At 59.7% G+C, this 15,027-nt stretch carries 9 protein-coding genes; 1 reads left to right on the plus strand and 8 read right to left on the minus strand.

Annotated features, from left to right (window positions below; genetic code table 11):
* Nucleotides 1–68 precede the first annotated feature (68 nt).
* Nucleotides 69–1,184 carry an acyltransferase family protein gene (locus RZ35_RS00150; protein ID WP_081825669.1) on the minus strand — a complete coding sequence of 372 codons (1,116 nt, stop codon included), beginning with the start codon at nt 1,182–1,184 and terminating at the stop codon, nt 69–71.
* 224 nt (nt 1,185–1,408) lie between these two features.
* On the opposite strand from RZ35_RS00150, the gene RZ35_RS00155 reads away from it, so the two are divergent.
* Nucleotides 1,409–2,560, plus strand: a complete 1,152-nt coding sequence (locus RZ35_RS00155; RefSeq protein ID WP_026741479.1) for an alanine racemase — start codon at nt 1,409–1,411, stop codon at nt 2,558–2,560.
* 45 nt (nt 2,561–2,605) lie between these two features.
* Here the strand turns inward: RZ35_RS00155 and RZ35_RS00160 are convergent, their stop codons facing one another.
* The 7 genes from RZ35_RS00160 to bcsR form a co-directional block, all read right to left on the minus strand.
* Entirely contained in the window at nt 2,606–4,213 is a 1,608-nt protein-coding gene (locus tag RZ35_RS00160; protein ID WP_051625413.1) for an EAL domain-containing protein, read from the minus strand.
* A 224-nt stretch (nt 4,214–4,437) separates the two neighbouring features.
* Nucleotides 4,438–7,935 carry a cellulose synthase complex outer membrane protein BcsC gene (gene bcsC, locus RZ35_RS00165; protein ID WP_026741481.1) on the minus strand — a complete coding sequence of 1,166 codons (3,498 nt, stop codon included), beginning with the start codon at nt 7,933–7,935 and terminating at the stop codon, nt 4,438–4,440.
* The gene (gene bcsZ / locus RZ35_RS00170; protein WP_026741482.1) at nt 7,917–9,029 is read right to left on the minus strand and encodes a cellulose synthase complex periplasmic endoglucanase BcsZ; all 1,113 of its coding nucleotides are present in this window, start codon (nt 9,027–9,029) and stop codon (nt 7,917–7,919) included. The genes bcsC and bcsZ overlap by 19 nt, the downstream gene beginning before the upstream one ends.
* Complete coding sequence (gene bcsB / locus RZ35_RS00175) at nt 9,026–11,329, minus strand: cellulose biosynthesis cyclic di-GMP-binding regulatory protein BcsB (protein ID WP_026741483.1); 2,304 nt, start codon at nt 11,327–11,329, stop codon at nt 9,026–9,028. The genes bcsZ and bcsB overlap by 4 nt, the downstream gene beginning before the upstream one ends.
* Nucleotides 11,330–11,348: 19 nt before the next feature.
* Nucleotides 11,349–13,943 (minus strand): UDP-forming cellulose synthase catalytic subunit, encoded by a 2,595-nt coding sequence (gene bcsA, locus RZ35_RS00180; RefSeq protein ID WP_026741484.1) that lies wholly within the window; start codon nt 13,941–13,943, stop codon nt 11,349–11,351.
* Nucleotides 13,940–14,671, minus strand: coding sequence for a cellulose biosynthesis protein BcsQ (gene bcsQ / locus RZ35_RS00185; RefSeq protein WP_026741485.1), 732 nt, complete (start codon nt 14,669–14,671; stop codon nt 13,940–13,942). The genes bcsA and bcsQ overlap by 4 nt, the downstream gene beginning before the upstream one ends.
* Nucleotides 14,662–14,868, minus strand: a complete 207-nt coding sequence (gene bcsR, locus RZ35_RS16990; protein ID WP_071999713.1) for a cellulose biosynthesis protein BcsR — start codon at nt 14,866–14,868, stop codon at nt 14,662–14,664. The genes bcsQ and bcsR overlap by 10 nt, the downstream gene beginning before the upstream one ends.
* Nucleotides 14,869–15,027: the final 159 nt, after the last annotated feature.

Here is a 15,027-nt window from a genome sequence, read left to right on the forward strand (position 1 = left end):
GNCAGAGGCAGCCATGAAACCGCCTCTGACGTAATAATGCTATTTCCGAACTTTGTCACCCAGGTTCACTACGCCTTGACGATGCGCTTGCTGGGAATAAGCGCGGTCAGCGGTTTTTCCACCACCCGGTAGGCAACAATCCCGAAGACTAACGAAACCAGCGTGGTCAGAATAATCACCGCCGTTTGATTGATGTCGCTCACGGCCAGCTTTTTCATCAGCATCGACAGCGTCATGGTAACGAACCCGTGCGCCAGATAAATGGAATAAGACGCATCGCCGATCAGCATTAACGCGCGGGAGGNCCATCCTTCCAAAGAACAGGCAGAAAACAGGACAACGAAAATCGGGCTGATATAAAAAATAACGGGCAGCCAGGTGGGTTGGAATAGACGGCAAATCAGGTAAAGGACCAGAACTATCGCGGATAATAAGAAACCGTTTTTCACGGTCAATCGCTCGGATACAAAGAAAATAACCATTCCCGCCAGAAAATACAGCAGAATAGGATTGGTCAATACTATGCTCGCGCCCGTATCCGCCGGGAGCCATTTCCCGATGAGAAAGGACAGCAGGAAACAGCACGAAAGGGTCAGCAATATACGGTTTTTCCTACCGAAGAAAATACACACCGCAAACAGGCAATAAAAAAACATTTCGTAAATCAGCGTCCACCCCTGAGACAAGATCGGGTTAATACGCCCGTCCTCGCCGATGCGCGGCAACAGCAGGTAAGAGCTGAGGATTTTGCCCATATCAAAGTGATGACTCTTTAACGCCAGCCCGGCAAACCACAGCGCCAGCAACGCGGTGGTCCAGAACCAATAGGGGGGAATCACCCGATTAAATCTGTGGATCAAAAATGTTTTCGCTTCTTGCGGCGACCAGGTCTTTTTATAGGTCGCCTTCATCATGATAAAACCGCTGATGATGAAAAAGATATAGACGCCCAACGTGCCGAGATCTTCGAGTCGGTATCCATTCTGAATACCGCCATCATAGATAGCCGTGGTGGCGTGCGCGAAAATAACCATGACGGCGGCAATACCACGCAAGTACTGTATATAACTCAGTTTTTTATTCATAGTAGTGACTGTGAAACTCCGTGGGTCGGGGCTATTTCTGAGGCTCAGAGTAGGTGAAGCTATTTTCATTCTCAACGAAATACTACGCTTTCTCACCATAAACAGAATTATCTCTATTTCCCGGCGTCGATTTCGTCGCGGATGCGTTCATCCGGTCATCACCTACCGCCGATGACCTCAGTTTTACTTTCCCCCCATCGACGGAGGAGGTATGACTAGCGGAACGTCTCTGTCGCCGACGCCAAACCGGGCGGTTTCGCGACCTGTCGAACGGGGTGTTGACCCGCTTCGTCATTTTTCTCTTCATTATCAGGAGTGTTGCCATGCGCCAGAATCGGGGATCGGATTACCTGCGGCCCTACCGCGACGATAGGTTGACGCCTTATATCGAGATCGACGATCGGCGTCTGCAGCGGAATCTGCGGCAGATGCAGTTGAAAGCGGATGAGGCGGGCGTGAGCCTGCGACCCCATGTTAAAACGCACAAGAGCGTCGTGATCGCGCGTCGGCAGATCGCGGCGGGCGCCGTGGGGATCACGGTATCCAAACCGAGCGAAGGCGTCGCCTTTATCGAAGGCGGCATTGAAGATGTGTTGCTGGCTTATCCGGTGATTATCCCCGAGAGCATTCGCGAGCTGCTGGTCGTGGCGGCCTATCGCCGGGCGCAGGTGTCTTTCATCGTTGCCGAACCGCTGGGGGTAGAAGCTATCGCTCGCGCGGTGCGGGAACAAGGTCACGATCCCGTCACGGTGTTTGTGAAGGTCGATGTGGGGTTGGGGCGGGTGGGCGTCAATGCGCATAGCGAAGACGGCGTCACGCTGGCGGGGCATATCGCACGCTGTCCCGAGCTGCGGTTCGGCGGCTTGGTGTCCCATGCCGGTCATGCCTACGGCGCGTCGGACATCACCGAGATCCAGACCATCGCGAAAGACGAAGCGACGCGGCTGCGTCTGCTACAGACACGTATTCTGCAACAGGGTGCGGTCAGCCGCTGCGCGCTCTCCACCGGGGCGACGCCGACGGCGCTGGGTGCGCCGATCTCACCCGGGACGGATGAGGTTCGACCGGGCAACTACGCGCTGCTCGATTTAACGGCGATTCGACTCGGACTGTGCCAACCGGACGATCTGGCGATGAGCGTCGTGGCGCGGGTGGTGGCCATCAACGACCGCTATGCGATTATCGATGCCGGTTCAAAAGCGCTGACGTCCGATCGCGGGCCTCATGGCACGGGCGCGGGTCATTGGGGGATTGCCATTAGCGAACACCTGCCGTTGGCCTATAAGGTGGAGAAACTCTCCGAAGAGCACGGTTTTGTCCCGCATCAGGGGCAGCCGCCGCGTTTGGGCAGCCTGATACGGGTCTTTCCCAATCACGCCTGCGCGGTAATGGCGCAGTTCAACAGCTGGGTGTTGCGCGGGGAGGATGATGCGGGACAGGTGATGCAGACGGAAGGACGGGGCTGTTTCCTGTAGCAGAAGAAAGCGGATGGCGGCGCGGGCATCGCGTTATGAGCGCGGTTACGCCGTCTCGGTCTTCGGTGCGGGGACGAATTTTTGCTGGCCTTGCTCTTTCAACCACGCCATTAGCGCTTCGCTGCTCATCGGGCGAGCATAAAGATATCCCTGCATCAGTTGCACGCCGCACCGTTTGAGGTAGTCGTATTCATAGGCGGAGTTGACTCCTTCGGCCACCATTCTGAGCGCCAGACGGTGGCTGAGATTAATAATGGCATCCAGCACCGGCGTATCCCGGTTCGCGGATTCGATTGTGCCGATGAAGCCTTTGTCTATCTTAAGATAGTCCAGCGGAAACATTTGCAGGTAGGACAGGGAGCAGTGGCCCGTCCCGAAATCGTCCACCGCGATTAAAATGCCCTCGCTCCGAAGCTGCGTCAGCTTCGCCACCACGTCTTGCATATCGCTGATCAGACTGCGCTCCGTGAGTTCCAGCGTAAGCTGAACGCGTTGGGACCGCAGCGTTTTCGCCAACTGTCTGATATCGCTAACGAAGTTAGGATGATGAATGTGCGCCGCGGCGACGTTGATCCCCAGCCGAAAATCCTGTGGCAATTTCCACTGGCTCACGTCGGCGACCAGCAGTTTAAACAGGTGATGCGTCAGCGGAATAATCAGCCCCTCGTTCTCGGCGGAGGGAATGAAAATGTCGGGACTGATGGTACGGCCACCCGGTCTAAACCAGCGCAGCAGCGCTTCAGCGCCGATACAACGCTCGGTTTTTATGTCGTACAACGGCTGGTAGTGCACCGAAAATTCATTGGATTGCATCCCTTTGCGCAGCTCATCGCGCAGCGACATCTTGCGCTTTTTCCAGGATCGCACGATGTAGATGAAGGTCAGCGACAGAAACAGCGATAGGGGTAGGAACGTCAGGAAATCATTGACCCAGTCTTGCTGGATCTCTTCCGGCTGGACCTCGGCGCTGACGACGATCGGATACCGCTTGGACGCGCGTTCGTGAAACAACGGCGAGATAAACCAATGCGGGGTTTGACTCTTGTCGCCTTCCTCGACACGAAAACCGCCGTTGAACTGGACGGCGAGATAATAGGGGCGGGCGTTATTGATGGCGCTCATGAAGTCGAGCAGATATTGACCGTCGACCACCACAAATGCGCCGTAGGTCGGCGAAAATTGTCGGGTAAAAATGATGGCGGGGCGGGAGGCCACGCCATGCGTACGCGGCACCGATATGCTCCACATTTCGGGCTGTACCGCCGGTAACGGATACTGGATGATCTGCGTCAGCGGGACGACCCGATCGCCGGAGACGGAGGAGCAGTACATATCCTGCCCGCGCAGCAGCCCCAGCGAGCGGAAATAGGCGGAGAGCGTGCCTTGCCTTATCAGATCGTTGAGTACCGAATCACACGNCTTCCCCTCCAAAGGCGCCAGCTTGGCCACCTGATTCCAGGCCATGCTGTTAATCGTCTCCGCCTGATGCAGAATCACCTGTGTCGTCGCTTCCAGATCGCGCCTCACGTCCTGTCGGGCGATGATATAGCTGAATATGATGCCGAGGAGCAGGGGAAAAATGGCGGCGGCAAGGAGCCCTGCGCTGTATTTACGAGCCTGAATGCGACTATACACGACCAAGGATGCCTCCATTCTACAGGTGATTCAGAACATGATTGCTGGGTTGAAAAGGGCGGGGGAACAGCGGGAAGCGGTTCTATACCAGACGCAATAACGCAGAAATCTTCATGCGACAAGTGTAGCACCCGCTGTCACGCTGCGGGAAAAAGTTGTTGAGGCCTATAGGGAGGAATGACCTGCCAAACGGCAGGTCGGAGAGGGGCAACGCCAGCGCGGAGACCGCGCCGAAAAAGAGGCTATTTGAAATCCGCGTAAGGCGTCATCGGCTGAATCGGCATAGCCATATCGCCTTGCCAGCCCGCGTTCGAATAGCGCAAGTAGAGAAGTACATGGCTGGGCGTATAATCCTTGGCTTTCTGAATATCGACGCCGAGGCCCAGCATCCAATGATCCGTCAGGCGTCGCTCCACTTGTGCCTGCAAGGTGTAGCCGATCCCCTGACTGCTGCCGTTGGCCGAGGCCTGATCGCTGAAAAATCCGGGGTAGATCGGATAGCGCCGCTGACCGGTGGTTTTAGAACGAGACCATGATACTGAGCCGCCCAAATCCAACGACCAGTTATCCAAGCGCTGCCGATACGTAACCGGCACGCCGAGCGACAAATAGCGCTGTGGACTGTAATAGCCGCCCTGCCCGTAGGTGTAACCGCTGAGATCTTTCTGGTAACGCCAAAACATACTGTTGAAACCGACCGTCACGCGGCGATGATCTTCGTTGATCAGCTTATAGTAGTATCCCCCCATCAAGCGTTGTCGCTGATTTTCGGCGACATTTTTACCGTCGATGCGATGCGCGCTGATGTCTCCCCACAGACCCTGATCGCCGCCGTGATCGTAGCTCAGACCGATCGAGCCTCCCGTCGCCACGACGCCGCCCCAGGTGTTGCTGTTGCCGACGCCTGGGTTCCGCGCGCCGGCGAACGCCAGCAGCGAGCTGGAGATAGGACGGCGGGAAGCGGTAAGCGTCACGCCCACATTGTGGACGTCGGTTTTACGGCTGATACCGCCGACCCAGTTCAGAACGCGAAAACCAATCGGCGTCGTTCCCACATCCGCAGTCCAGTCCTGATTGCGCCAGCCTGCGCCCAGCGCTACACCTTCCGCGCGCTGCGTCAGATCGCGGCTGCATCCGGAGTCCGCGCAGGTGCCGAACAGGCTGGTATGCGTGCCGTTGGCGGTGCTGAATTGCCCTGCGGAGACGGCGACGTGGTCTACGCGCAGGAATCCCCGCCCGTCGGCAACCGGCGTTTCCCCTTGCAGCATGGTGGTATGCGCGGTGAAGTCGGACTGACCGCCGGTCCCCTTGTTGCGCGAATAATCCTGCGCCATCGACAGCGTGCTGTCCTGCTGGCGATAGAGCGAGGCGGCGTCGGCACGCACCGAGCGCTGTAGCCAGCTGTCTTGCGGGCGCAGGCGAGTCAAGGCGGTGAGGGCGGCGTTATCGCTCGGCGGGGCCGAGGTGATGCCGCTGTCGACCATGGCCTGACGATAGTCCTCCAGCGCCTCGTCGGGATGCCCTTGTTGGCGGGCGAGACTGGCGGCGTCACGGTAAACCCGCGCGCCGTCCGGGGAGGGCGGCGTCTGCGCGGCGCGGCGCTTCAACTGCGTATACAGTAATTCGGCCCGCTGTGGTTCACCCAGTCGCCACCACAGATTGGCGGTACGCCTGCCTTGATCCAGCGAGGGGGCGACGGGACTCGCCGACAACGCGTTCAGCGTCGCCTGCGCTTCCTGTCCACGGCCCAGAGCGGCGAGCGCTTCTGCCTGACCGATGCGCGCGTCGCTATTGAACCGGTCTTGCGTCAGTACGTGCTGATACCCGGTTAGCGCCGTATTCGCCTCTCCTTGCTCCAGCGCCCAGTCGGCCTGCACGATGTCGCGGCGCGGCGTGTCGGGCAGCGTGGACAACAGGCTGTGCGCCTGCGCATCCAGTCCGGCGGCGTGCAGCGCATAGGCGCGGGTATAAATCTCTTCCTGTTGCAGGCGGTTCATCAAATCCTGCAGGCTCTGCTCACGACGAGCTTCCGGCACGCTGTTCAGCAGCGCTAACGCGCGATGTGCCCGATCGCTGCCGGACAGATAGAGACTGTAGGCGTAAAGACGGGTGGCGTCGTGCGGTTGCTGGCGCGACATCGCCTCCATTTCACGGTCGGCTTCCTGCGGCTGTCCGGCGGCGCGCAGCGCGGTGGCCAGGCGGTAGTGCAGCCAGACATCATTCGGCGCGAAGCCCATCGCCTCGCGGTACTTCTCGACCGCCAGCGTCCAGCGGGACTGAGCGGCCAGTCGGTCGGCGTCGGCCCGCAGCGTGTCGCTGCGCAGCGCGTTGAGGGTGGCGAGCAGGGCGTGTTTCTGCGCGGGCGTGAGTCCGTTTTCGATAAACGCCATCGCCTTCTGCGGCGATTCCTGCTGGTAGAGCGTCACCAGCCGCCGCGCCGCCGTAGCGTTGCTGTCCATCTGTAACGCCTGACGGTATAGCTGTTCCGCCGCGCTGGGATGATGGCGAGCCAGCGCTACGTCGCCAAGCCCGATCACCGCATCGCTATCGCCGTCATCCAGTGANCGCGCCTGCCGGTACTGTCGCTCGGCGGTGTCAAGATCCCGCGCGGCGAGCGCGCTGTCTCCGCCATCAAGAGCCAGCCAGTAGCGAGTGGATTGCAGCAGGCTTCGCCATTTGGCGACCTTAAGGCTCATGCTGTCGGCCTGGATAGCCTGCTCAAAATAGCGGACCGCGGCGGCGCGCTGATTGCTGCGCGCCAGCGCCTGTCCCATCGCCCCCAGCACTTCGGCATCGTTAGGATTAGCGCGCAGCGCCTTCTGTAGCGCGGGGATGGCCGTGGCGCCTTCACCTCGCGCGATGCGGGTCAGGCTGGCGGCCCGCTGTTGAAACACCGGGTCGGCCAGTAGCTTCAGCTGATGATCCAGCTCCTGCCGCCCGTTTTCGTATCCATCGCCGGAAGTGAACGTTGTCAGGTAGTCGCGCAACTGCGCCACGCTGTCGTCGGTAATCGGATCGGCTTTAATGTACTTAAGCCACAGCTCGGCGGCGTCATCGCGCCCACGGGCATCGCCGGCCAACGTCCGAATCGTGGCGACGGCTTGCGGCACATCGTCCCGCGTAAACAGCATCCGGGCAATCTGCATCCGTACGCTGACATTGCCGGGGTATTGTCGATCAATAGCCTGTAGCTGTCTTAGGGCCAGCGCTTCCTGACCGGGAATGCGTGCGACCAGCCGCCAGTATTCATACTCGGTATCCACGGTGGGATAAACGCCGTTGAATAGCGCGTCGTAGGCCGCGCGCGCCTCCACCAACCGACCCGAGGCCGCCAGCAGTCGGGCCTCTTGCCACTGCTGACGGCCTTCTGCCGTCGCCAGCATCATACTGACCGCGGACTCACGGGCGGCCGCGGAGTTCGGCGCCTCGGCGTTCAGCCGGTCCATGTAACTCTGTGCCTTGTCTCTATCGCTCTGCATCAGCGCGTGCCGCAACAGGGCGGCGAGGACGTCCGGGTTATCGGGCGCGATATTTTCCAGCCGATAGAGCGACTGCTTCACCAGCTCCAGTTGGTGGGTGGTTTCCCCCATCCGAACCTGTTGCAGCAGCCAGCTGACGGGCAAAATGCCGCGTTGGTGATCCGTAACGGGCGCAGAGACGGCGGATACGGCGGGCGCGGCAGAGAGTCCGGCGAGGGCAGGCAGCATGAATCGCAGCCAGTTTATCTTGATGTTACGCATGTTTCTTTCCAGGCGGGGATGACATCGCCGTGTGGCGAAAAGCGGAAAAAGTGGCTGTCCCAACCGGTGCCGAACAGGGTCAGAACGGTGCGGTAATAGGCCTTTTCGCTAAAAGGGGAATTCCACGCTCTTTGGCGTTGGTCGGACAGGGCGGGTGAGTGCTGGAGCAGCGGCAGCAGCGCGGCGGAAAAGCCGACGTTGCCGAGGGGATCGCCGGCGGCATAACTGACGTTGACGCGTTCCGGCGGCGCGCCGTGGGCTTCCACATAGCGCACCATCGGCATAAACGCCTGCAACAGCGGCGTCTTGTCCGGATCGCCATCCTCCAGCATTCCGGCCCAGAGATAGACCCGAATGGCGTTATAGCTGCCGATCGGGCCTTTGGTCTCATCGAAATGCCAGCCCGCTCCCGACGTCCAGACGATCCAATCCGGCGAGAATCCGCGCGGCGCGGTATCGATCAACAGCTTGATTGTCGTGCGATGCAGGCGAGACCAGAGCCTGGATTGCTCGGCGAAGCTGGCCAGCAACGGCGGCGGCAGATAGCTTGGATTCACCGTCCAGCTTGTCTGGGACGCAAAACCATGTTTGCCCGGCAGCAGTACCGGACCAAGATCGGGGATCTCGGCCGTTTCTTCCCGGGCGATGCGCTGGAGCAGCAGGGTGCCCATGACCTGATAAGTGCGGCTTTGCCACAGCTTTCCGGCCTGTAACAGCGAATAGGCGATCCACAGGTCGGCGTCTGCCGCGGAGTTATCGTCCAACAGCGTCTCGCGACCGGTCGCGGCATCGCGTCCCCACAGCCAACCGGGGAGGCGCAGCGTCAGATCGCCGTTCGCCAGATGGGTTTCCGTCCAGGTCAGTATGCGGTCGAAGCTGTCGCGGTCATTCGCCGCCAGGGCGAAAAACAGCGCGTAGCTTTGTCCTTCGGAGGTGGTGATGGGATCGCCCTCGTTAGGATCGATGACCTGACCGTCGGCGCTGATATAGGCCTGCCGGAACTGCTCCCACTGCGGCCAGCGGCACTCTGCGGTTGTGACGCTGCTGAACCACAGCGCCAGCAAACCACAGCAGTAAACGGTCAGCCGTTTCACAGCGAGGCGTCCTCGTCGTCGAGGCGACGATGACTGATACGGCGCATGAGTCGCCAAGTTATCAATGCCAACAGGATAACCATGAAGATGGCGAGGGAGGCCAGCCAGACGGGATGAGACGACATCGCGCTCCAGATGCTTTCCCACCACGGCAGGTAGCCCACGAACCAGGTATCGCCCACGCGAAGGCTATTGACGCCGGACTCGCGAATAATGGAGACGGCGCCGAAGATAGCGGCGCGTTTGCCGGTATCGTTCAGCGCGTCATTCAGCAGCGCGTAGGCGCGCGGGGTATCGGCCAGCAGCGCGACGACGCTGCGCTGATCGTGGTAAGGGGACTGGAAACTGACGATAGCGGCCATCGGTCCCTCGGACACGATGGTGGTCTGGCTTTCAGCCTTACGCTCGGAGGCGGCGACCGACGTATCCAACGCCATTTGACGCAGCGGCTTCTTCACCCAGCTTTTGGTGGCGTCCACCAGCAGATTCACGTCGTGACCTTCGCGCAGATTGTCCGGCAGTCCGCCGATCATCAGCAGATCCACGTCCTGGTTTTCAGCCTGCTCCCAGTCGTCTGCAATGCGAACGTTGAGGGCCGGGAAGCCGGTCTGTGCGCCGATGTTGCCCATCACGTTAAGCAGCGTACTGATTTGGGCCGGCTGCGGGTGCGCGTTCACCAGCAGCAGCGTCTGCGACAGGTCCGCATGGCGGCTGAACGGGAAGCCGGCGTTAGCGAAGGCGCGCAGCGACGGCATTTCCAGATAGTGGCGATAGCCGGAGAAGTCGACGGTCGAGTCGCCGTCGATCACTACGTGGTTGGCGACCGGCATCACGGTTTCGCAGCGCTCTTCCTGAATGCCGCCGATCTGGTGGGCGGCGTAGTCGAAGTCAAAACGCAGCTGGTTCGCCGCCCCAAGGCGCAGCGCGGGCAGCGTCACCGCCGTATTGGTGTCCTGCTGTCCCTGAATCAGCGGGACGTGCAGTAGCCACTGGCCGCTGCTGTTTTTCGTCGTCAACGGCACGTCCTGCACAAACTGATTGTTCAGGTTCACGGCCAGGCGAGAGCCGTCATTCTGGCGCGGCGAGGTGTAGCGGTACATCACATTCATATCGATGCTGCGCTCGCGCACCAGATACAGATCCGGCGGCAGTCTCAGCAGCAGGGAGATCGGCGAAGGCTGCAACCCGTCCGACTGAAATTGCGCGTCATACTGCTGTAGCTCGGAGAAATGGGTCGGGCGGTCGGTATGCGCCCAGTTCGGCGCGTCGTAAGGAAGACGCGGCGCTAACTGACGGACGTTGTCGATGGTGGCGGACTGGCCGCGCAGCAGGACATCGCCCTGAGCGATCCCCTGAACGGCGGTGATTAGATCGCTGTCGTCCCGGCCCAGCACCAGCAGCATTTTGTTGTACGGATCGTCCGGCTGGCTGAGGATCTCCACGGTGGGTTTGTCGACCAGCGGATAATCTTTGAGGAAGTCCGGGCGGTGCGCGTTGGTGGCGAATACGACGGCGTGCTGATGCGACGGCAGCTGGTTATACAGCACCGGGAAACGTTGTCCGCGCCAATCGGCTTTGACGCCGAACCAGGACGCCAATATGGCCGCGGCGCGCTGTTCGGTCGTCGAAGGGCGGGCGGAGAAGACCACCGGTAGCTGAAGCGGCTGAGTGTCGCGGCTGTCGAAGAATGGCTCCGGAAAGTGAGAGAGATCGTTCTTGAGCGGCAGCTTTTGCAATGTCAGTTTCATCGCGCTGTCCTGACCTACCGCCATCCAGATCGCCGTGTTGGTGGTGTTTTCGCACTGGTTGCTGTAATGGCCCACCAGCGACAGCCGGACGCGGTTGAAATCGGTAATAAAACGCGGGTCCAGCGCCAGCTGGGTCTGGTTATTCTTACCCAGTTGTTCGGCCGTGATGGGCACAACGCCTACCAGCGCGTCGTTGAGATATACCTGTAGGTGCGACTGTGAGGGCAGTAGTGCGGGCGACGGTCGATAGCTCAGTTGCAGTACGGCCCGGGTGACCAGCTCATCGCTGCGCACGCCGAATTCTATCTGACCGTCGGGACGCATCCCTTGCAGTTGGAAGCTGCCCGGAGGGGGAGCCAGACGACTGAACGGCAGCAGGATGTCGCGCAGCGGGGCCGAAGCCTCCGTCTGCTCGGACATGCTCTGCGGCGCGACATTATCGATGGCGGCAACCGTATCCGCCGGGGCGGCTTGCTCGGAGAGCACGTCCGCATGAGTGATTGGAGAGAGTCCAAATAGTATAAAAGTGAACCAACGTAATCTTCTTGTCATTGTGTCATCATCATTGTGGTCATGCCTTCTGGCCGGACGTGCCGGCAGAGTTGATCCTGACCTGTTGGGGAAAAAATGAAGCCATCCAGGCGACGANCGTCGTCAGTATCATGAACAGCCGCCGTAATCGGGGCGGTCCGTACTCGGCCAGACGTAAGTAACCTTTGAAACCCAGCACGGTGATATCCGCGAGGCTATGCAGGGGTTTGTCCTGNGGGAAGCTGTCCTGCCACAGCGCCCAGGTGTCGGCGCGAGCAAACGTGCATTGAATGAAGTCGACCTGCTGCTCGGTCGTCAGATTGTGCAGCCGAATTCCGGCTGCGCGTCCGAGAGTGCGTTGGACATAACAAGGGAAATAGAACTCCTGACCGTCTCGTTGCAGTATCAGAAACACCTTTTCTTTCGCGCGCAGCGCAAGTTCTTCCCGCAGCTCTACGCCGACGCCGCCGTCTGAGTAATCGCGCAGCGTGCAGGGCAGCATATGGCCGTTTTCCCGCGCCAGCGCGGCGGGCATATTGATGTCTACACGGTGCGACTCGCGCAACTGCCTGGCTTCGACCGCGACGGAAACGGCGCCGCCGAGGATCACCATGTTGTACAGCACCCAGATCAGGCTGATGACCACCGTCAGCACCTCGTGCTGCGGACCGCAGTACAGCCGCCAGAACCCCATGACCAGCCCTGCCAGATTCAGCAGCACCAGCATGACGTAAGGGCGGGTGATCACCCAGTCGAGGTGTTTCTGGGGCACCAAACCGCCTTTGGCCGTCACGTTGAACGTGCCCTTGTTGGGATTGAACAGTGCGACGGTGGTGGGCCGGGCGATATACCAGGCCAACACGGTTTCATATACCTCGCTCCAGAACGAGTGACGATAGCGTCCCTGAATGCGGGAGTTGGTCAGACTGGTATGCAGCATGTGCGGCAGTACGTAAATGGCGATGGCCAATGCTGGCGCAAAAATGATGTAGGCATGGCACAGCAGGAAAGCCAGCGGGGCCAACAGGAAGATCAGTCGCGGGATGCCGGAGAGAAAGTGCAGCATGGCGTTGGCATAGCACAGCCGCTGCATGAAGGTCAGCCCTTTCCCCATCAGCGGGTTGTCCAGACGAAAAATCTGTACCATGCCGCGCGCCCAGCGGATGCGCTGGCCAATATGCGCGGACAGGCTCTCCGTCGCCAGCCCGGCCGCCTGCGGGATGCGGATATAGGCCGACGAGTAGCCCAGTCGGTGCAGACGCAGCGAGGTGTGCGCATCTTCCGTGACGGTTTCGACGGCGATGCCGCCTATCTCATCCAGCGCACTGCGGCGGATGATGGCGCAGGAGCCGCAGAAAAACGTGGCGTCCCAGACGTCGTTGCCGTCTTGCACCAGTCCGTAGAATAGGGTGCCTTCGTTTGGCGTACGCCGGAAACGGCCCAGATTGCGCTCGAACGGGTCCGGCGAGAAGAAGTGATGCGGCGTTTGCAACATCGCCATCTTCGGGTCTTTCAGGAACCAGCCCATCGTCATCTGCAGGAAGGAACGCGCCGGCACATGGTCGCAGTCGAAAATGGTGACGTATTCGCTATTGCAGGCGGTGCGCAGGGCGTGGTTGATGTTGCCGGCTTTGGCGTGTTCGTGAGTGGTGCGCGCGATATAGCGAACGCCGATGCTGTCGGCGAACTCGCGAAACTCCGGTCGGTCGCCGTCATCCAGTACGTAGATGGTCAACTTGTCCTGCGGCCAGTCGATGCCCAGCGCGGCATAGAGCGTGGGTTTGACGACGCTGAGCGGTTCATTGTAGGNGGGGATCAGTAGATCGACCGTCGGCCAGACCCCAGGATCGTCGGGCAGGGCGACCGGCTGGCGGTGCAGCGGCCACAGCGTCTGAAAATAGCCCAGAACCAATACGCCCCAGGCGTAGGTTTCGGCGACGACCAGCAGCAGTCCGAAGACCAGACTCACCGGGTCGTCCCAGTTGAGCGTCGAACTATAGCGCCACCAGAGATAACGGCAGGAGACGGTCAGCGACAGCATGATCAGCATGATGGTCGGCAAACGGCCAGGCAGCCGACGCACTACCATCGCCATGCCCCACAGCAACAGGACGAAAATAAACTGGGTGGCGATATCAAACGGCTGCGAGATGCAGAGCAGTCCCAGCAGCCCGACGAGGATTGCGCAGCCGATGAGAGTGAGCCGTCGCAGCCAGAGCGGCAGCCGACTGACCTGGCGCTCGGCTCGCGCAGGGAGCCTGCGCTGGAAAGCGCGTTCCGGCAGGCCGTCAAACCAACGGTAGAGACGCCGACGGCCGTTCAGCAGCCAGCTGAACGAAGAACGCCGGGCGTCGTTGGGGAAAACCAGCAGCAGCCAGGCCAGTTGCAGCAGATAACGCAGCGCGTCCAGCGGTCGCGGTCGCTGAGAGGCGATATGTGGAAACAGCTGATGCCGTTCGGCGATAATGCGCTGCCAGGCGGGGGTTTCCAGACGACAGAAAGTCCACGCCAGCACCACCCACAGACACTGCAAGCACGCCGTCGGGCCTGACACGCCTCTGTGACGATAGCTGTGGTAGCGGCGCTGTAGCGCCTGATGAATCGGCGGACAGAGCAGCCAGCGTAGTAGATTCATGCTTTTCGCTCCGTCACGTTCAATTGCAGCCAGGTCGCCAGCGTCGCCACCTCCTCCGACGCCAGACTGGATGGGNGATACTCTCCAACGGGCTGCTTCATCATCATCGCTTCGGAAAGGGCTTCATCCTGATGGACGATGACCGGAAGCAGCGATTGCAGCGTGCTGCTCCACAGCTGGTGCAGATCCCGCTGTACGGCGCTGTTGACGTTGAACCGGTTAATAAGATACAGGTTGTTGGCGTCGACGGGGTCGCGATTCAGACGCAGGTGGCAGTTGGCGTCCGGCGTGATCACGCGGATCACCCGGTCTGCCGCGTGTAGCAGTTGCTGCGTTGACGGAAGCGGATGCGCCGGTACGTCCAGCAGAATCCAACGGTAGTCCTGACGCAGGCCCTTCAGGCGATCGTCGATCCAGGGCTGAAGGAAATCCGACGACGTCTGATAGCGCATCTGCTCGTCGGCGTCCAAGCGGCCGAACGGGATGAAGTCGAGGCCGGAGAGATAGCGCAGGGCGTTTTCCCGCCAGTCACCATCGTCCAGCGTTGCGCGCATCCAGCCGTCGCAGTAGGACACCGGCGTGTTGAATTGGGTACCAAGCTGGTTGGCGGGAGAAAAGTCCAACGCTATGACCGATTCACCGCTCTGGTTGATAGCCCAGGCCAGCGCGGAAGTGAGTGCGGTGGTTCCAGCGCCGCCGCGTATTCCCTGGAAAGCAATTATTGGCATGGGTCACGATTCTCTTGCTGTCTGGAATTAAATTCATGCAGTAAAGACCAGCGCGCAATAATTCTGGCCAGACGATTTTCTCTGGCAATATCGACATACCGAATAGGCGCTAATGAAAAAACTTTATTCAATATGGCAATGTCATTTTGCGGGTGTAGGCAACCCGAATTTTTATAAACGGCGTTTTCTCTTTTCATCGTCCACTGATGGTTATCATTTTATAATTGATTAAGAATAAAGCTTTTGGCTTAATTATAATTATCGGATTAATCTGCATTGTGAGCTAAAGGGTGGTTCGTTGCCATAATTAATGGGATAAAAGGTAATCATTGTTGAGTATATTACATTTAATTTAA

This window comes from Lonsdalea quercina subsp. quercina, assembly GCF_000688655.1.
Lineage (GTDB): Bacteria > Pseudomonadota > Gammaproteobacteria > Enterobacterales > Enterobacteriaceae > Lonsdalea > Lonsdalea quercina.

Coding starts and splice junctions, on each gene's coding strand:
- RZ35_RS00155 (WP_026741479.1), top strand. CDS start 1,409: ATGCGCCAGAATCGGGGATCGGATTACCTGCGGCCCTACCGCGACGAT.
- bcsB (WP_026741483.1), bottom strand. CDS start 11,329: ATGACAAGAAGATTACGTTGGTTCACTTTTATACTATTTGGACTCTCT.
- bcsR (WP_071999713.1), bottom strand. CDS start 14,868: ATGAAAAGAGAAAACGCCGTTTATAAAAATTCGGGTTGCCTACACCCG.